Consider the following 16,962-nt stretch of genomic DNA (forward strand, 5'->3'; position numbering starts at 1 on the left):
ATCTCGCCCGTCGTCCGGGGGAAGAAGTCGGACAGCATGCCCACGACGCCGCGGCCCTCGCACACGCCGGTCGCGTCAGGCGCCCATCATGTGCACGCCGCCGTCGACGTGCACGATCTCGCCCGTCGTCCGGGGGAAGAAGTCGGACAGCATGCCCACGACGCCGCGGCCCGCCGGCTCCGGGTCGGCCAGGTCCCAGCCGATCGGGGCGCGGTGGTTCCAGACGTCCGCGAGCTCCTCGAAGCCCGGGATGGACTTGGCGGCCATCGACTTGATCGGGCCGGCCGAGACCAGGTTGCAGCGGATGCCCTTGGGGCCCAGGTCGCGGGCGAGGTAGCGGTTGGTGCCCTCCAGGGCGGCCTTGGCCACGCCCATCCAGTCGTACTTCGGCCAGGCGATCTGCGCGTCGAAGGTGAGGCCGACGATGGCGGAGCCCTGGCGCATCAGCGGCAGCAGGGCCATGGCCAGCGACTTGTAGGAGTACGCCGAGACCTGGACGGCCGTGGAGACGTCCTCCCACGTCGCGTCGAGGAAGTTGAAGGCGCCCTGGGGGCCGAAGGCGATCGAGTGCACGATGCCGTCGAGGGGCACGTCGTCGCCGATGTGCTCGCGCACCTTGTCGGCGAGGCCGTCGAGGTGCTCCTGGTTGCTGACGTCCAGCTCGATCACCGGCGCGGGCTTCGGGAGCCGCTTGGCGATGCGCTCGACGAGGGAGAGCCGGCCGAAGCCGGTCAGGACGACCTCGGCGCCCTCGTTCTGGGCCACCTTCGCGGCCTGGAAGGCGATCGACTGCTCGGTGAGGACACCCGTGACCAGGATGCGCTTGCCTGCGAGGATTCCACTCATGGCGTTCAGTGACCCATGCCCAATCCGCCGTCGACAGGAATGACGGCTCCGGTGATGTATGCGGCCTCTTCGGAGGCGAGGAAGCGGACCGAGGCGGCGATCTCCTCGGGCTGCGCGTAACGGCCCAGCGGAACGTTGGCCACGATCCCCGCGCGCTGCTCGTCGCTGAGCACGCGCGTCATGTCGGTGTCCACGAACCCGGGCGCGACGACGTTGACGGTGATGTTCCGGGAGCCCAGCTCGCGGGCGACGGAGCGGGCGAAGCCGACGAGGCCGGCCTTGGACGCCGCGTAGTTCGCCTGGCCGGCCGAGCCCAGCAGGCCCACCACGGAGGAGATCAGCACCACGCGGCCCTTGCGGGCGCGGAGCATGGGCCGGGTGGCGCGCTTGACGACGCGGAACGTCCCGGTGAGGTTGGTCTCCACGACCGAGGTGAAGTCCTCCTCGGACATGCGGAGCAGCAGCTGGTCGCGGGTGACGCCGGCGTTGGCCACCAGCACCTCGACCGCGCCCTGCTTCTCCTCGATCTCCTTGAACGCCTGCTCGACCTGCTCCGGGTCCGTGATGTCGCACTTCACCGCCAGGAAGTCGGCGGGGGGCTCGCCCGAGCGGTAGGTGACGGCGACCTTGTCGCCCGCGTCGGCGAACGCGCGTGCGATGGCGAGGCCGATGCCCCGGTTTCCTCCGGTGACGAGAACCGAGCGGCTCAAAGGATCACCCTTCCGTTGACGAATCCGTACAGGGACGGAGCTGGACTACACGAACGTATCGGTAGAGGTCGCCGGGGCGACAATCGGGCACTGACAGGCGGTGTGGCCGGTCGCTGTTGGATCTCTACAGAATCTCCTGCGGCAGCCGGGCCCGGGATGGGCATGATGCACGGCGACGACCCCTGGGAGGTCCCGTGCCGCACGCCATCGACGCGTCGTTCCTCGCCCTGCCCCTGCGCCCGCTCGCCGACGCCGCCCTCGCCCGCGCCCGCGCGCTGGGCGCCGAGCACGCCGACTTCCGCCTGGAACGGGTGCGCAACGCCTCCTGGCGGCTGCGCGACGCCCGGCTCGCGGGGTCCGCGGACACCACGGACCTGGGGTACGCGGTGCGCGTGGTGCACGGCGGTGCCTGGGGTTTCGCCGCCGGCATGGAGCTGACGATGGACGCCGCCGCCCGGGTGGCCGGCCAGGCCGTGGCCATGGCCCGGCTGGCGGGGAAGGTGACGGCCGCGGCCGGGTCGGACGAGCGGGTGGAGCTGGCGGACGAGCCGGTGCACGCCGAGCGCACCTGGGTCTCCTCGTACGAGCGCGACCCCTTCGGCGTACCGGCCGGGGAGCGGACGGCGCTGCTGGCCGACTTCAGCGCGCGGCTGCTGGCCGCCGACGGGGTGGCGCACGCCGACGCCTCCCTGGTCGCCGTCCACGAGAACAAGTTCTACGCGGACACGGCCGGCACGGTCACCACCCAGCAGCGCGTCCGGGTGCACCCCCAGCTCACGGCGGTCGCCGTGGACCCGGCGGGCGGCGTGGAGTCGATGCGCACCCTGGCCCCGCCGACGGCCCGCGGCTGGGAGTACCTGACGGGCACCGGCTGGGACTGGGACGCGGAGCTGGCCGAGCTGCCCGAGCTGCTGGCCGAGAAGGTCCGGGCGCCGAGCGTGCGGCCGGGCGCGTACGACCTGGTGATCGACCCGTCCAACCTGTGGCTGACGATCCACGAGTCCATCGGGCACGCCACCGAGCTGGACCGGGCGCTCGGCTACGAGGCGGCGTACGCGGGCACCTCGTTCGCCACCCCGGACCTGCTGGGGAAGCTGGTCTACGGCTCGCCGCTGATGAACGTCACCGGCGACCGGACGGCCGAGTACGGCCTGGCGACCGTCGGCTACGACGACGAGGGGGTGGCCGCCCAGTCGTGGGACCTGGTCAGGGACGGGATCCTGGTCGGGTACCAGCTCGACCGCCGGATCGCCCGGCTGCACGGCCTGGGCCGGTCCAACGGCTGCGCGTACGCGGACTCCCCGTCGCACATGCCGGTGCAGCGGATGGCCAACGTCTCGCTGCGGCCCGCGCCGGACGGGCCGTCCACCGAGGAACTGATCGCGGGGGTGGACCGCGGGATCTACGTCGTCGGCAACCGGTCCTGGTCGATCGATCAGCAGCGGTACAACTTCCAGTTCACCGGGCAGCGCTTCCACCGGATCGAAGGCGGGCGGCTCGCGGGGCAGGTGCGGGACGTGGCGTACCAGGCGACCACCACGGACTTCTGGGGCTCGATGACCGCCGTCGGCGGGCCCGGCACGTATGTCCTGGGCGGGGCGTTCAACTGCGGGAAGGCGCAGCCGGGGCAGATCGCGGCGGTGTCGCACGGCTGCCCGTCGGCGCTGTTCCAGGGGGTGAACGTGCTCAACACGGTGCGGGAGGCGGGGCGATGAGGCGCGGCGGGGAAGCGTACGGAACCGGGACGACGAGGGGAGCCCACACGTGACAGCACGTCGGAGCAGGCCGCAGGAGATCGTGGAGCGGGCCCTGTCGCTCTCCCGCGCCGACGGCTGCGCGGTGGTCGTCGCCGAGCGCTCGTCGGCCGATCTGCGCTGGGCGCGCAACGCGCTGACCACGAACGGCACCGCCCGCGGGCGCGCGGTGACGGTGATCGCGACGGTGGGCGGCGGGCAGGGCACGGCGGCGGGGGTGGTGTCGGGCTCGGCGGTGACGGCCGCCGACGTGGAGCCGCTGGTGCGGGCCGCCGAGGAGGCCGCGCGCGGGGCGGGGCCGGCCGACGACGCGCGGCCCCTGGTGGCGGGCGTGCCGCACTCCCCCGCGTTCGGGGACCCGCCGGCCGAGACGTCCGTCGCGGTGTTCGACGCGTTCGCCCCCGCGCTCGGCGAGTCCTTCGCCCGGGCGCGCGCCGAGGGGCGCGAGCTGTACGGCTACGCCCGGCATATGACGGTCACCTCCTACCTGGGCACCTCCACCGGGCTGCGGCTGCGGCACGACCAGCCGACGGGCCGGGTGGAGCTGAACGCCAAGGACACCCGCGGCCCGGGCTCGGCGTGGCTGGCGCGGCCCACCGACGACTTCGCCGACGTCGACCCGCGCGCGCTGGACGGGGAGCTGGCCCTGCGGCTGTCCTGGGCCGCCCGGGGCCGGAGCGAGCTGCCCGCCGGGCGGTACCCGACGCTGCTGCCGCCGGCGGCCGTGGCGGACCTGGTCTGCTACCAGCAGCTGCGGGCGGACGCGCGGGACGCGGCGGAGGGCCGGACGGTGTTCGCGCGCCCGGGCGGGGGGACGCGGGTGGGCGAGAAGCTGTCGGGGCTGCCGCTGACCCTGCGCAGCGACCCGTCCGCCCCCGGTCTGGAGTGCGCGCCGTTCGTTCTGACGGACGGCTCGGACACCCGGTTGTCGGTCTTCGACAGCGGGCTGCCGCTGGCCGCGACGGACTGGATCCGCGACGGGGTGCTGGAGCGGCTGACCGCCGGCCGGCACACCGCCGAGCTGACGGGCCTGCCCGTCGCCCCGTACACGGACAACCTGATCCTGGAGGGGGGCGGTTCCCGGTCGCTGGAGGAGATGATCGCCGCGAGCGGGCACGACGGGCCGGAGCTGCTGCTCACCTCGCTCTGGTACATCCGCGAGGTGGACCCGGCGTCGCTGCTGGTCACCGGGCTGACCCGGGACGGCGTGCTGCTGGTGCGGGACGGCGAGGCCGTCGGCGAGGTGAACAACTTCCGGTTCAACGAGTCGCCGGTGGACCTGCTGTCCCGGGCGGTGGAGGCGGGCCGCGCCGAGCGCACCCTGCCGCGTGACCTGATCAAGGACTGCCCGCGGACGGCGATGCCGGCGCTGCGCGTGCCCGACTTCCACATGAGCTCCGTGAGCAAGGGGGTGTGAGGGAGGGGGTGCGAGGAGGGGGCGGTATGGGCGGGGGCGCCGCGCGCACGGCCGAATAGACTGGCGCACGACCGACCTGTTCCGCCCCCTGTGCCCGTCGGGCGCCGGGGACAACCGTCCGCTACAGATCACAGGAACGCCATGACACGCCTCGGCGAATCCGTCGCCCGCGCCAGTGAGCTCCTCGCGCAGGACCTCTCCCTCGACTCGACCGTGGAGCAGCTGCTCACCGAGACCAAGGCGCGGCGTTATCTGGACCTGTCGGACCTCTCGGCGCGGGAGCAGGCGGAGCTGATCGCCGGCCGTGCGGTGGAGGTGCTGCCGGGCACGGACAAGCTGGCCGAGCGGATCGACGAGCGCCGGGCCGCCGGCAAGGGTCTGCACATCAAGCTGGGCATCGACCCGACGGCGGCCGACGTCCACCTCGGCCACACCGTGCCGATGATCGTCCTCAACCGCTTCCAGCGGATGGGCCACGACGTCACGCTGCTGATCGGCGACTTCACCGCCAAGATCGGCGACCCGACGGGCCGGACGGCCGAGCGCCCGCCGCTGACCGACGACGACATCGAGAAGAACCTCGCGGGCTACCGCGAGCAGGTGCGTCCCTTCTTCGACTTCGAGAAGGTCCGCTTCGTCCAGAACAGCGAGTGGCTGGCCCCCTACACCTTCCCGGAGCTGCTGGGCCTGCTCAACCAGGTGCCGGTCTCGCAGCTGCTGCAGCGCGAGGACTTCCGCAACCGCCTCGCCGCGGGCTCCGGCCTGACCATGTCGGAGCTGCTGTACCCGATCGCGCAGGGCCTGGACTCGGTGGCGCTGGACTGCGACGTGGAGCTGGGCGGCGCCGACCAGCTGCTCAACCTCCAGATGGGCCGCAAGCTGATGGAGCTGCGCGGGCAGCGTCCGCAGCTGGTGGTGACGATGCCGCTGATCGAGGGCACCGACGGCACGGGCGCGAAGATGTCCAAGTCCAAGGGCAACTACGTGGGCCTGACCGCCACCGCCGACGATGTCTTCGGCAAGATCATGTCGGTTCCGGACCGGCTGATGGAGCCGTACCTGAAGGCGTGGACCGAGTGGACGGACGCCGAGATCAAGCAGGTGCTCGCCCGGATCGAGCAGCGTTCGCTGCACCCGATGGACCTGAAGAAGGTCCTCGCGGGTGAGGTCGTGGCCGCGCTGTACGGGGTCGAGGCCGCGATGGCCGCCCGGGCCGGGTTCGTCGCGCAGTTCTCGAAGAAGAGCTTCACCGACGTCGGCGACCTGCCGGTGGTCGAGGTGGCCGAGCACGGCGCCGAGCCGGTCACGGCCGTGCTCAGCAAGGTGCTGGGTTTCCAGCCGAGCGCCTCGGCCGCGCGCCGGGTCGCCAAGCAGAACGGTCTGCGGCTGGTGGTGGAGACCGACGGCGGGCAGCAGGCGATCGTGCTGGCCGAGGCGGACGCGATCCGGCCGCTGGCCGAGGTGGTGCCCGAGCTGCTGTCGGGCGCCGGGCTGTCGGCGGCGGGCTCCGTCTACCTCAAGACGGGCCGGCGGATCGCGGAGCTGCGCGGGCTGTAGCCGCCGCGTTCACCGTTTCCGGGTGCGGGCGGGCCGGTTTCTCCGGTCCGCCCGCACCCGTTCCCGGGGGACGGCGGCGTCGCGCGGATCCGTGGCGTACGGCGGTCTCCCGCCCGGCCCCTAGGTCCGCGCTCCCCGCCTGCCCCGCACCCCGGCCCAGAGCCGGTCTCCGATGGCGACCACGATGACGGCGCCGATCAGCTGGAGCAGGTGCCGGATCCAGTCGATGCCGCTGGTGTGGTGGACACCCAGCCCGGTGGCCGCCCAGTTGCCCAGGACGGCGCCGATCATGCCGCAGATGATCGTCAGCCAGATGGGGATCTGTTGTTTGCCCGGCAGGATCGCCTTGGCGATCAGGCCGAGAACGAGACCGACGATGATGGCCCACAACCAGTTCATGCCGCCTCCTCGTGCGACGCTGCGGAGCGTGCTCACGCCAGTGTCGGCCCGCCACCCGTCCGGCGCACGTCGAACCCCTCCGCACGCCGTCCCGGGCACGTCGAGCGCCCTCCCGGCCCCGGAACCGGAGGTGCCCCGCCCTCGTCCCGCCGCCGGCCGCGGCGTAACGTTGAGTACACACCGGTGCGAGGTACGGACCGAACCGGAGGCAGTGAGGCGAATCGGGTGGTGGATGTGATGCGGAAGCGCGGGCAGACGGAGACCTTCCGGATCACCGGAGCCCGCCAGGGTCTGGCCGAGGACGTGCGCGGCCGGCAGCGCCGTTATGTGATCTCGATGGGGATCCGCACGCTCTCCGTGATCCTGACCGTGGTGCTCTGGAACGTGGAGCGTTACGTGGCGATCGGCACGCTGGTGCTCGGCGTGCTGCTGCCGTACGTCGCGGTCGTCATCGCCAACGCGGGCCGGGAGAACGCCCCTTCGCTCCCCCGGACCTTCATCCCCGCGCCGACGCGGCCCGCGTTGCCGCACGGGGCGGGTGGAGCCCAAGAGTCCGCTGATGGGAGCGGTCGCGGGGGTCAACAGGGCACTCAGGACTGAGCCTTGGCGTGCGTGCCCGATAAGGGCAAGCTCAGGAAAAGCTCAAATCAATCATGTCTTTCGGTGCCCTTCGCGGGGCTCTCCGTGACATACTTCGTAGGCGCTCCGCATCCCCCGTCGGAGCGAATGATCGACGCCGGGCGGCTTCCCCCGTGGCTGCCCGGCGTCGTCGTGTCCGGACGCTTTCCGGGGCAGGACGTGACCGGGGGTGCCGGGGGAACGCCGGGGCCACGCGGTTACGTAGAGTTGACGCGTGAACTTCCCTGAGACCGCCCCGATCTGCTCCGCCAAGGGCTGCCGCGCCCCCGCGGTGTGGGTGCTGGCGTGGAACAACCCCAAGCTGCACACCCCCGAGCGCCGCAAGACCTGGCTGGCCTGCGACGAGCACCGCGAGCACCTGTCGGACTTCCTTGGCCTGCGCGGCTTCCTCAAGGACGTGGTGCGGTTCGACGAGTGGGAGTCCGGGGCCGGGGAGGGCTGAGGCCGCCTCAGCCGCCGATCGCGGACATCGGGCGGCGCGGCTGGAGGAACGCCGGGTCGTCGAGGCCCGAGCCCGCCTTCTTGCCGCGCATCGCCCGCCGCCACAGCGCGGCGATCTCCTCGTCGCCGGCCCCGCCGCGCAGCGCGCCCCGCAGGTCCGTCTCCTCGGTGGCGAACAGGCAGGTGCGCACCTGCCCGTCGGCGGTGAGCCGGGTGCGGTCGCAGGCCGCGCAGAACGGGCGGGTCACGGAGCCGATGACGCCGACCCGGGCCGGGCCGCCGTCGACCAGCCAGCGCTCGGCGGGCGCGGAGCCGCGCTCGGCGCCGGGCTCGGGGGTGAGGGTGAAGCGGGTGCGCAGGCTCGTCAGGATGTCCCCGGCGGTGATCATTCGCTCGCGGCGCCAGCCGTGCTGGGCGTCCAGCGGCATCTGCTCGATGAAGCGGAGTTCGTAGCCGTTCTCGACGGCCCAGGCGAGCAGGTCCGGGGCCTCATCCTCGTTGATCCCGGGCATCAGCACGCTGTTGACCTTGACGGGGTCGAGGCCGGCGGCGCGGGCCGCGGCGAGGCCGTCGAGGACGTCGTGGTGGCGCCGCCGCCGGGTGAGGGTGGCGAAGACGTCGGGCCGCAGGGTGTCGAGGGAGACGTTCACCCGGTCCAGGCCGGCGGCCTTGAGGGCGTCGGCGGTGCGGGCGAGGCCGATGCCGTTGGTGGTGAGCGACAGCCGGGGGCGGGCCCCGTCGGCCCGGAGGGCGGAGCACCGCGCGACGATGTCCGTCAGGCCGGGGCGGAGCAGCGGTTCGCCGCCGGTGAAGCGGACTTCGGTGACGCCGAGCAGGGTGACGGCGATCCGCACCAGGCGGACCGTTTCGTCGTCGGTGAGCAGCTCGGGCTTGGCGAGCCAGGCGAGGCCCTCTTCCGGCATGCAGTAGGTGCAGCGGAGGTTGCACCGGTCGGTGAGGGAGACGCGCAGGTCGGTGGCGACGCGGCCGTAGGTGTCGATGAGCACGGCGCTGCCCCTCCCATTGATCCCGTTCGCACCCGTTTGAACCCGGTCGTTTCCGATCGTTGCCGGTCGTCGCCGGTGATCGCCTGTGGTGCCGATGCCCGCAGCGTACGCGATGCCCCCTGAGCGCCGACAGTTCCGTGGGACCGCCGGTGCTCAGGGGGCGTACGGGTCAGTGCGCGCCGTAGCCGGTGAGCGAGCGGACCTCCAGCTCGGCGTACTTCTTCGGGTCGGCGGCCTCGCGGGAGAGCAGCGAGCCCAGCCAGCCGAGCAGGAAGCCCAGCGGGATGGAGACCAGGCCGGGGTTGCCGAGCGGGAACCAGTCGAAGCTCATGCCGGGGAAGAGGGCCTTCTCGTTGCCGGAGACGACCGGCGAGAAGATCACCAGGGTGACGGAGCTGATCAGTCCGCCGTAGATCGACCACAGGGCGCCCTGGGTGGTGAAGCGCTTCCAGAACAGGCTGTAGAGGACCGTCGGCAGGTTGGCCGAGGCGGCGACGGCGAAGGCGAGGGCGACCAGGGCGGCGGCGTTCAGCCGGTGGGCGAAGATGCCCAGCGCGATGGAGATCCCGCCGATCACCACGGCCGCGACCTTGGCCGTGAGGAGCTCCTCCTTCTCGCTCGTCCGCCCCTTGCGGATCACGTTGGCCCACAGGTCGTGGGCGAACGAGGCGGAGGAGGCGAGGGTGAGCCCCGCGACCACCGCGAGGATGGTGGCGAAGGCGACGGCCGAGATCACCGCGAGCAGGATGGCGCCCCCGGTGGAGCCGGCGCCTCCGCCGACCTCCTCGGCGAGCAGCGGCGCGGCGGTGTTGCCGGACTCGTTCGAGGCGATGATCGCCTTGGAGCCGACCAGGGCGGCGGCGCCGAAGCCCAGCGCGATGGTCATCAGGTAGAACGCGCCGATGATGCCGATGGCCCAGTTCACCGACTTCCGGGCGGCCTTGGCGGTGGGCACGGTGTAGAAGCGGATCAGGATGTGCGGCAGTCCCGCCGTGCCCAGGACGAGCGCGATGCCCAGCGAGACGAAGTTGAGCTTGGACGTGCCGTCCTTGCCGTACTGGAGTCCGGGCTCCAGGAACGCCTTGCCCTTGCCGCTCTTGTCGGCCGCGGCGCCGAGCAGCTCGGAGAGGTTCCAGTGGAACTTGTTGAGCACCAGGATGGTGATCAGCAGGGTGCCCGCGATGAGCAGGACCGCCTTGACGATCTGCACCCAGGTGGTGCCCTTCATCCCGCCGATCGTCACGTACAGCACCATCACCAGCCCGACCAGGGCGATGATCCAGCGCCGCGACCCCTCGCCGCTCGCGCCCAGCAGCAGGGCGACGAGGGCGCCCGCGCCGACCATCTGGGCCAGCAGGTAGAAGATCGACACGACGATGGTGGAGGTGCCCGCGGCGGTGCGCACCGGCCGCTGGTTCAGCCGGTGGGCGAGGACGTCGGCCATGGTGAAGCGGCCGGAGTTGCGCAGCGGCTCGGCGACGAGCAGCAGCGCGACCAGCCAGGCGACGAGGAAGCCGATGGAGTAGAGGAACCCGTCGTAACCGAAGAGGGCGATGGCGCCGGCGATGCCGAGGAACGAGGCGGCGGACATGTAGTCGCCGGAGATGGCGAGGCCGTTCTGGAAGCCGGTGAAGGACCGGCCGCCGGCGTAGAAGTCGTCGGTGCCCTTGGTCTGCCGGCCGGCCCAGACGGTGATGCCCAGGGTGACGGCGACGAAGACCGAGAACAGAGTGATGATCAGAGTGCGGTGTTCCCCGGCGCCGCCGGTGGCGGCGAGCACGTGGGCGGCGGTCGGGGCGGCGGTGGGTGCGCCGGTCATTCGGCGGCCTCCATACGGGCCTTGAGGGCTTCCGCCTTGGGGTCGATGCGAGCCGCGGCGTGCCGCGCGTACCACCAGGCGATGAGGAACGTGGTGAGGAACTGGGCCAGTCCGAGGACGAGGGCGACGTTGACGTGCCCGGCCACGGTGGTGCCCATGAAGTCGCCGGCGTAGTTCGACAGCAGGACGTAGACGAGGTACCAGCCGATGAAGGCGACGGTCAGCGGGAAGGCGAAGGAGCGGTGCGCCCGGCGCAGCTCCCCGAACTCGGCGCTCTCCTGGACGGCGGTGAAGCGGTCGGGCTGACCGGGGATGCCGGGATGGGCGGACGCGCCCCGCGATGGTGCTGTGGTGGGTGGGGTCTCCGCGACCTCTTCTGAGTCCACGGCCTCTCCTGACGGTGGGGTTGGGGTGCGCACGGTGACCGATGTGCGATGTGGTGACCGATGTGCGATGGACTGTGATTCGGATCACGCATCGTAGAGGGACACCGCAGTATGCGACAGGGGGAGGACACCGCATGACGCAGCACGGCCGGTCGGCGCAATACCCGGCGCGCGCCGCCTCGTTGACCTGGTGTGAGCACCGAGTCGCCGCCTCAGCCGCAGTCCCCCGGTCGACGCCCGTTCGGAATCATCAGGTTGACGTCCCCCATAGCGGCCGTCCCCGCCGCCCGGCCCGCCGCGCTCCCCACCGCGGGCCGCTGGTACGGGCCGCGGGTGCCGCTGCCGCTGCTGAGCATCGACGCGCTGCGCGGGGGCGGCGGCGACTGAGGCGGGCCGGACGGCGAAGTGTCCGCCCCCGGGGGGAGAGTGGACGGACTGTCCCGTTCCCCTGGCTTGCGGCGGGCATGCGCCGTTTTTTCTTGGGGAATTCATTGCTCACCGCCCATGATCGGCGCTAGCTTCACTCGTCATGTACCCGTCCGGCACGCCTGGTGCCCGGACGGCTCCCCGGATGATGTGGAGTTCCCATGGCTCATCTGCGCCCCAGACGCCGGCACGCCGCCCTCGCCTTCCCGGTCGGCCTGGCCCTGACCGCCTCGCTCGGCTTCCTGCCGGGCACCGCCTCGGCCGTCGCGCCGGCCGCGCAGACCAAGGTGCGGACGGACGGACCGCTGCTGTCGTACGTGGTCAACACCGGCACCCAGCGGGCCACGCTCGACCAGGTGAAGAAGGCCGTCGGCCGCAACGGCGGCAGCATCGTGGAGTCGTACGACAAGATCGGCGTCATCGTCGTCCACTCCAAGAACCCCGACTTCGCCAAGGCGCTGCGCGCGGTGCCCGGCGTGGAGTCGGCCGGAGCCACCCGGACCGCTCCCATCGCCCCGGCGGCCACGACGGACGTCGGCAAGCCCGAGAAGCTGAAGCTGTCGAAGGGCAACGCGCTGGCCGCCGCCAAGACCGCCAAGCCGGGCAAGGAGCCGCTGGAGAGCCTCCAGTGGGACCTCCCCGCCATCAAGGCGGACAAGGCCGCGAAGGTCAACCCGGGCAGCCGCAAGGTCACCGTCGGTGTCATCGACACCGGCGTCGACGACACCCACCCGGACCTCGCGCCGAACTTCTCCCGCGCCCAGTCGGCCAGCTGCGTCACCGGCAAGGCGGACACCCGGGCCGGCGCCTGGCGCCCGTACGACCCGGCGAACGACTACCACGGCACGCACGTCGCCGGCACCATAGCCGCGGCCCGCAACGGCATAGGCGTCGCGGGCGTGGCCCCGAACACCAAGGTCTCCGCCATCAAGGTGAGCACCAAGGGCGGCAGCTTCTTCTACGCGGAGAGCGTGGTCTGCGCCTTCGTCTTCGCCGCCGACCACGGCATAGCGGTGACGAACAACAGCTACTACGTCGACCCGTGGATGTTCAACTGCGCCAACGACGCGGACCAGAAGGCGATAGCCGACGCGGTCCGGCGCGCCACCGCGTACGCCGACCGCAAGGGCGTCGTCAACGTGGCGTCGGCGGGCAACTCCAACTTCGACCTGGGGTCGAAGAAGATCAGGGACACGTCGAGCCCCAACGACACCAAGCCCGCGCCGCGTGACATCGACCCGTCCACCTGCCTGGACGTGCCGGCCCAGCTGCCCGGTGTCGTCACCGTCTCCGCGACCGGCGTCAACTCGCTGAAGTCGTACTACTCCAACTACGGCCAGGGCGTCATCGACGTCGCGGCCCCCGGCGGCGACGTCCGCCAGGTTCCGGACGCCCCCGCGAAGGACGGCCGGATCCTCTCCACCATGCCCGGTGGCGACTACGCCTGGCTGCAGGGCACCTCGATGGCCGGTCCGCACGTGGCCGGTGTGGCGGCGCTGCTGAAGGCGACGCACCCGAAGTCCAACGCGGCCGAGATCCAGTGGATCCTCAAGGCCCAGGCGAAGAACCCGGGCTGCCCGGTGAACGCCCCCGCGGACGCGCCCTGCGTCGGCACCAAGAACATCAACAGCCACTACGGCTACGGCATCGTCGACGCCCTGGCGGCCGTGAAGAACTGACGCGCGCCCGACGCGCGGAGGGGGTCCGGCCGGTGCCGGGCCCCCTCTCCGTCGTCGGCGGCGGCCCGCAGGACCCCGTCGGCCAGCAGGTACTGGGCGCCCAGGTAGGTCAGCATGATCCAGAACTGGGGTACGGGCGGCTGCGGCCGGCCGGCGAGACCGGCCGCGATGAGGGTGTCCGAGAGCAGGAAGAGCGCGCCGCCCGCGGCGCCTCGGACCCCGAGGCGGGTCGCCTGGTGGCCCACGGCCGTCAGCAGCAGGCCGTAGAGCGCGACGGCCGGCCGCAGCCGGGCCGGCAGGCCCGGCAGGAGCAGGGCGGTGGTGCCGGCCCAGGCGACGGCGTGGCCGGCCGCGAGCCGGCGGCGGGAGCCGTGGTCGCCGTGCCGGGCGAACAGGGCGAGGTAGCAGGCGTGCCCGGCCGCGAAGGCGCCCATGCCCAGCAGGAACGGGAGTTCGCCGGAGCTCTGGAGCAGGGTGTCGCCGGCGCAGCCGAACAGCAGGGCGAGCGCGAGCGTCCGGGGTCCGCCGCGCCGGAGCACGTACTCGGCGAGCAGCGGCATCAGGACCGGCTTGGTGGCGCGGGCGACGGGCGCGCCACCCGTCGCGAGCGCCCCCAGGTGGAGGCCCGCCGCGGCGGCGAAGGCGAGCCGGGGCCGGCGCACGGCTCCCCGTACGGCGCGCCGGAGGGCCGGGGCCCTCATCCGACGCTCTCCGGCGCGGCGGCCCCTTCGGCCGGGGTGCGGCGTGGTGGGGCCACGGCCGGGCGCGGCTGCCAGCCCGGGCCGCGGAAGATCCGCCCGGCCCGCTCCCGCCAGCTCCGGGCCGCGCGGAGGTCGCGGGCGATGGCGGCGTACTCGTGGGTGGCGACGCGGAGCGGGTTGTAGGTGTGGATGTTCTTCGTCAGCCCGTAGACCGGCCGCTCCCCCTCGGCGACGAAGGAGCCGAAGAGGCGGTCCCAGACGATGAGGATCCCGCCGAAGTTGCGGTCCAGGTAGCCCCCTTGCGAGGCGTGGTGGACGCGGTGGTGCGACGGGGTGTTCAGGACGTACTCGAACGGCCGGGGCAGCTTGCCGATCCGCTCGGTGTGCACCCAGAACTGGTAGACGAGGTTGGCCCCGGAGCAGAAGGCCACCGCGGCCGGGTGGACGCCGGCGGCGACCATCGGCACGTAGAACGGCCAGACCGTCCAGGTCGTCCAGGGCTGGCGGAGCGCGGTGGTGAAGTTGAACTTGCGGCTGGAGTGGTGCACCACGTGACACGCCCAGAGGACCCTGACGACGTGGTGCCCGCGGTGCGACCAGTAGTAGAAGAAGTCCTGGGCGAGCAGCATCAGGGGCAGCGTCCACCACAGCACGGGTATCCGCAGCGGCGTGAGCTCGTAGATCGCGCTGTAGACCGCCACGATCGGGATCTTCCAGAGCGCGTCGAAGACGACGCTCCCCACGCCCATGCCGATGCTGGTCGCCGCGTCCTTGGCGTCGTACCCCTCGGCCTCGTCGTCCGGATGGATCCGGTAGCTCACCACTTCGATCGCGGTGAGCACGGCGAAGGCGGGGACCGACCACAACACGACATCCGGAAGGTGCGGCATGACGGCACCATAAGCACCCCTACGGGCGTCCCGCTAGGGGTTGTTACCGTCGGGTACCGATCGAGGTTACCCCGGGTTCGGCGAGGCGGGGCCGGGCCGGCGGTCCAAAGCGGCGGCCGGCCGCCGGGGCGGTCGGGGGCGGGGGCCGGGGCCCGCTGTCAGTGGGGGCCCGTAAGCTCTGGGACCATGCTCGAAGACCGCACCGCAGCCGCATCGCCCGCCACGTGGCCGGCCGCGTATCCCGACGGATACGCGGTCGTCGACGTCGAGACCACCGGTCTCGCCCGGGACGACCGCATAGTGTCGGCCGCCGTGTACCAACTGGACGCCAGAGGCCGGGTGGAGGACACCTGGTACACGCTGGTGAACCCGCGGCGCGACCCCGGGCCGGTGTGGATCCACGGGCTCACCTCCGAAGTCCTCGCGGACGCGCCGCTGTTCGAGGAGGTCGCGGAGGACTTCGCGCGGCGGCTCGACGGGCGGGTGCTGGTCGCGCACAACGCGGCCTTCGACTGGTCCATGATCGCCCGGGAGTACGCCCGGGCGCGGGCCGAGGTGCCGGTGCGGCAGCGGCTGTGCACGATCGCGCTCTCCAAGGAGCTGCGGCTGCCGCTGCCCAACCACAAGCTGGAGTCGCTGGCCGCGCACTACGGGGTGGTCCAGCGGCAGGCGCACCACGCGCTCGACGACGCGCGGGTGCTGGCCGAGGCGTTCCGGCCCAGTCTGCACCTGGCGGCCGAGGCGGGGCTGCGGCTGCCGCTGCTGGCCTGCCAGCCGCTGACGGAGTGGTCGGACGGGCCCGCGGCCGTCCGCTCGGCGACGGTCGGCTACCAGCCGGACCGGCGGCACGGCGGGCCGGCGAGCTGGCGGCCCAGCCGGCGGCGGCCGGCCTGCCCGTACCCCAACCCCGGGCGGTACGAACCGGGCAAACAGCTCATCCAGGGCATGCGCGTGGCGTTCTCCGGCGACACCTCCATCGACCGGGAGCTGCTGGAGGACCGCGCCACGGAGGCCGGGCTGCACGTGGCGACGAGCCTGTCCCGGCTCACCAGCCTGCTGGTCACCAACGATCCGGACGCCCACACTTCCAAGTCGGTCAAGGCGCGCCAGTTCGGGACGCCCGTGGTGGACGAGGCCGCCTTCGTCCAGCTGCTCTCGCACGTCGTCCCGGCGGACGGCGGCCCGGGCGTGCCCGGCACCCGGCGGCCGGGCAGGCCGTGACCGGGCGGCCCGCCACCCCGTGACAGAGCGGGCGGAGTCACCAGGTACCGTCACTTGGGTGTACCGCTTCCTGCTGACCCGGCAGTGGGTGATCCTCACACTCGTGGGGCTCGTCCTCATCCCGGTGATGATCGAATTGGGCTTCTGGCAGCTCCATCGCCATGAGCAACGGGTGGCGCGCAACAACCGCATCGAACGCAGCCTCACCCGTCCGCCCGCGCCCGTCACGGAGCTCACCGCGCCCGGGCGCGAGGTGCCCGGCGAGAACGTCTGGCGCCGGGGCACCGCCCGCGGGCGGTACGACGTCAAGGGCGAGGTGGTGGCGCGGCTCCGCACCGACAACTCCGGCAAGTCCGGATATATGGTCATCACGCCGTTCGTGCTGGAGGACGGCAAGGCGATCCTGGTCAACCGCGGCTGGGTGCCGGCCGACGCCGGCCAGCGCGAGTTCCCCAAGGTGCCCGCCCCGCCGTCGGGCACGATCGACCTGGTCGGACGGCTGCGGGCGGACGAGGACCCGGGCAGCGGTATCCGGGACACGAAGGGGCTGCCGCCCCGGATGATCATGATCATCAACAGTCAGCGGCAGGGTGAGCAGTTGCACCGCCCGATGCTGGGCGGCTACCTGGAGCTCATCTCCCCCGCGCCCGACGGCCAGCCGCAGACCATCGACGACCCCGACCACAGCAGCATCGGCAACCACATGGCGTACACCGTCCAGTGGTGGCTGTTCTCGGCGTTCGTGCCGGTCGGCTGGGTCATCCTGGTCCGCCGCGAGCGCCGCGACCAGGCGGCGGCAGCGGCGAAGGGGTCGGAGGGTTCTCCGGGCGGCGGGACGACTCCCGGCGCGAACACTTCCCCGGGGGCCGGTGCCGCGGCGAACGCCCCTGCGGATGACGGCGCGGAGGGCGGCAGGGGCGACGTGTCGGAGAACGACACGGGCGGCGCGCCGGCCGGTCCCCAGACCGCCGCCCCGCCCAAGGCCGGTGCCACCTCGGCCGCTCCGACCGCGGACTGAACCCGCGGCGGACGGGCCGGGACGCGGGCCGGCTCGCGTCGCGGCCCGGCCC

At 72.5% G+C, this 16,962-nt stretch carries 17 protein-coding genes; 9 read left to right on the forward strand and 8 right to left on the reverse strand.

What is annotated here, in order from left to right; all coding sequences use genetic code 11:
* Positions 1-75: 75 nt before the first annotated feature.
* Positions 76-846: an enoyl-ACP reductase FabI gene (gene fabI, locus ACSNOK_RS18400; RefSeq protein WP_436781794.1), complete on the reverse strand. Its 771-nt coding sequence runs from the start codon at positions 844-846 to the stop codon at positions 76-78.
* A 5-nt stretch (positions 847-851) separates the two neighbouring features.
* Complete coding sequence (gene fabG / locus ACSNOK_RS18405; RefSeq protein ID WP_436781795.1) at positions 852-1,556, reverse strand: 3-oxoacyl-[acyl-carrier-protein] reductase; 705 nt, start codon at positions 1,554-1,556, stop codon at positions 852-854.
* A gap of 194 nt (positions 1,557-1,750) precedes the next feature.
* On the opposite strand from fabG, the gene ACSNOK_RS18410 reads away from it, so the two are divergent.
* From ACSNOK_RS18410 to tyrS, 3 genes are all read left to right on the forward strand, one after another.
* Positions 1,751-3,271 carry a TldD/PmbA family protein gene (locus tag ACSNOK_RS18410; RefSeq protein WP_436781796.1) on the forward strand — a complete coding sequence of 507 codons (1,521 nt, stop codon included), beginning with the start codon at positions 1,751-1,753 and terminating at the stop codon, positions 3,269-3,271.
* A 49-nt stretch (positions 3,272-3,320) separates the two neighbouring features.
* Complete coding sequence (locus tag ACSNOK_RS18415; RefSeq protein ID WP_436781797.1) at positions 3,321-4,727, forward strand: metallopeptidase TldD-related protein; 1,407 nt, start codon at positions 3,321-3,323, stop codon at positions 4,725-4,727.
* 141 nt (positions 4,728-4,868) lie between these two features.
* On the forward strand, positions 4,869-6,284 hold the full coding sequence (gene tyrS / locus ACSNOK_RS18420; RefSeq protein ID WP_436781798.1) for a tyrosine--tRNA ligase: 1,416 nt from the start codon (positions 4,869-4,871) through the stop codon (positions 6,282-6,284).
* A gap of 120 nt (positions 6,285-6,404) precedes the next feature.
* Here tyrS and ACSNOK_RS18425 read toward each other — a convergent pair whose 3' ends face one another.
* Complete coding sequence (locus ACSNOK_RS18425) at positions 6,405-6,683, reverse strand: GlsB/YeaQ/YmgE family stress response membrane protein (RefSeq protein ID WP_436781799.1); 279 nt, start codon at positions 6,681-6,683, stop codon at positions 6,405-6,407.
* Positions 6,684-6,920: 237 nt separating this feature from the next.
* Here ACSNOK_RS18425 and ACSNOK_RS18430 point away from each other — a divergent pair, with 237 nt between their 5' ends.
* Together ACSNOK_RS18430 and ACSNOK_RS18435 are read left to right on the forward strand one after the other, a co-directional pair.
* On the forward strand, positions 6,921-7,283 hold the full coding sequence (locus tag ACSNOK_RS18430; protein WP_436781800.1) for a DUF3099 domain-containing protein: 363 nt from the start codon (positions 6,921-6,923) through the stop codon (positions 7,281-7,283).
* 253 nt (positions 7,284-7,536) lie between these two features.
* On the forward strand, positions 7,537-7,764 hold the full coding sequence (locus ACSNOK_RS18435; protein WP_436781801.1) for a hypothetical protein: 228 nt from the start codon (positions 7,537-7,539) through the stop codon (positions 7,762-7,764).
* A 7-nt stretch (positions 7,765-7,771) separates the two neighbouring features.
* Here the strand turns inward: ACSNOK_RS18435 and moaA are convergent, their stop codons facing one another.
* The 3 genes from moaA to ACSNOK_RS18450 all read right to left on the reverse strand — a co-directional run bounded on the left by moaA (position 7,772) and on the right by ACSNOK_RS18450 (position 10,975).
* A complete protein-coding gene (gene moaA / locus ACSNOK_RS18440; protein ID WP_436781802.1) occupies positions 7,772-8,770 on the reverse strand; it encodes a GTP 3',8-cyclase MoaA in 999 nt (332 codons plus the stop codon).
* 169 nt (positions 8,771-8,939) lie between these two features.
* Positions 8,940-10,589, reverse strand: a complete 1,650-nt coding sequence (locus tag ACSNOK_RS18445; RefSeq protein ID WP_436781803.1) for a solute symporter family protein — start codon at positions 10,587-10,589, stop codon at positions 8,940-8,942.
* Complete coding sequence (locus ACSNOK_RS18450) at positions 10,586-10,975, reverse strand: DUF485 domain-containing protein (protein WP_436781804.1); 390 nt, start codon at positions 10,973-10,975, stop codon at positions 10,586-10,588. Before ACSNOK_RS18450 ends, ACSNOK_RS18445 begins: the two co-directional genes overlap by 4 nt.
* 255 nt (positions 10,976-11,230) lie before the next feature.
* Here ACSNOK_RS18450 and ACSNOK_RS18455 point away from each other — a divergent pair, with 255 nt between their 5' ends.
* Together ACSNOK_RS18455 and ACSNOK_RS18460 are read left to right on the forward strand one after the other, a co-directional pair.
* Positions 11,231-11,362, forward strand: a complete 132-nt coding sequence (locus ACSNOK_RS18455) for a hypothetical protein (RefSeq protein ID WP_436781805.1) — start codon at positions 11,231-11,233, stop codon at positions 11,360-11,362.
* 200 nt (positions 11,363-11,562) lie between these two features.
* On the forward strand, positions 11,563-13,080 hold the full coding sequence (locus ACSNOK_RS18460; protein ID WP_436781806.1) for a S8 family serine peptidase: 1,518 nt from the start codon (positions 11,563-11,565) through the stop codon (positions 13,078-13,080).
* Here ACSNOK_RS18460 and ACSNOK_RS18465 read toward each other — a convergent pair.
* Together ACSNOK_RS18465 and ACSNOK_RS18470 are read right to left on the reverse strand one after the other, a co-directional pair.
* Positions 13,041-13,781 carry a lysoplasmalogenase gene (locus ACSNOK_RS18465; RefSeq protein WP_436781807.1) on the reverse strand — a complete coding sequence of 247 codons (741 nt, stop codon included), beginning with the start codon at positions 13,779-13,781 and terminating at the stop codon, positions 13,041-13,043. The two genes, ACSNOK_RS18460 and ACSNOK_RS18465, sit on opposite strands and share 40 nt — an antisense overlap.
* Positions 13,778-14,671 (reverse strand): sterol desaturase family protein, encoded by an 894-nt coding sequence (locus tag ACSNOK_RS18470; protein WP_436781808.1) that lies wholly within the window; start codon positions 14,669-14,671, stop codon positions 13,778-13,780. Before ACSNOK_RS18470 ends, ACSNOK_RS18465 begins: the two co-directional genes overlap by 4 nt.
* A 186-nt stretch (positions 14,672-14,857) precedes the next feature.
* Here ACSNOK_RS18470 and ACSNOK_RS18475 point away from each other — a divergent pair, with 186 nt between their 5' ends.
* Together ACSNOK_RS18475 and ACSNOK_RS18480 are read left to right on the forward strand one after the other, a co-directional pair.
* Positions 14,858-15,892 (forward strand): DEDDh family exonuclease, encoded by a 1,035-nt coding sequence (locus ACSNOK_RS18475; protein ID WP_436781809.1) that lies wholly within the window; start codon positions 14,858-14,860, stop codon positions 15,890-15,892.
* A 58-nt stretch (positions 15,893-15,950) separates the two neighbouring features.
* On the forward strand, positions 15,951-16,910 hold the full coding sequence (locus tag ACSNOK_RS18480) for an SURF1 family cytochrome oxidase biogenesis protein (protein WP_436781810.1): 960 nt from the start codon (positions 15,951-15,953) through the stop codon (positions 16,908-16,910).
* The last annotated feature ends 52 nt before the right edge of the window (positions 16,911-16,962 follow it).

Origin of the sequence: Streptomyces sp. URMC 126 (assembly GCF_051386555.1) — a bacterium.
Classification (GTDB): domain Bacteria; phylum Actinomycetota; class Actinomycetes; order Streptomycetales; family Streptomycetaceae; genus Streptomyces.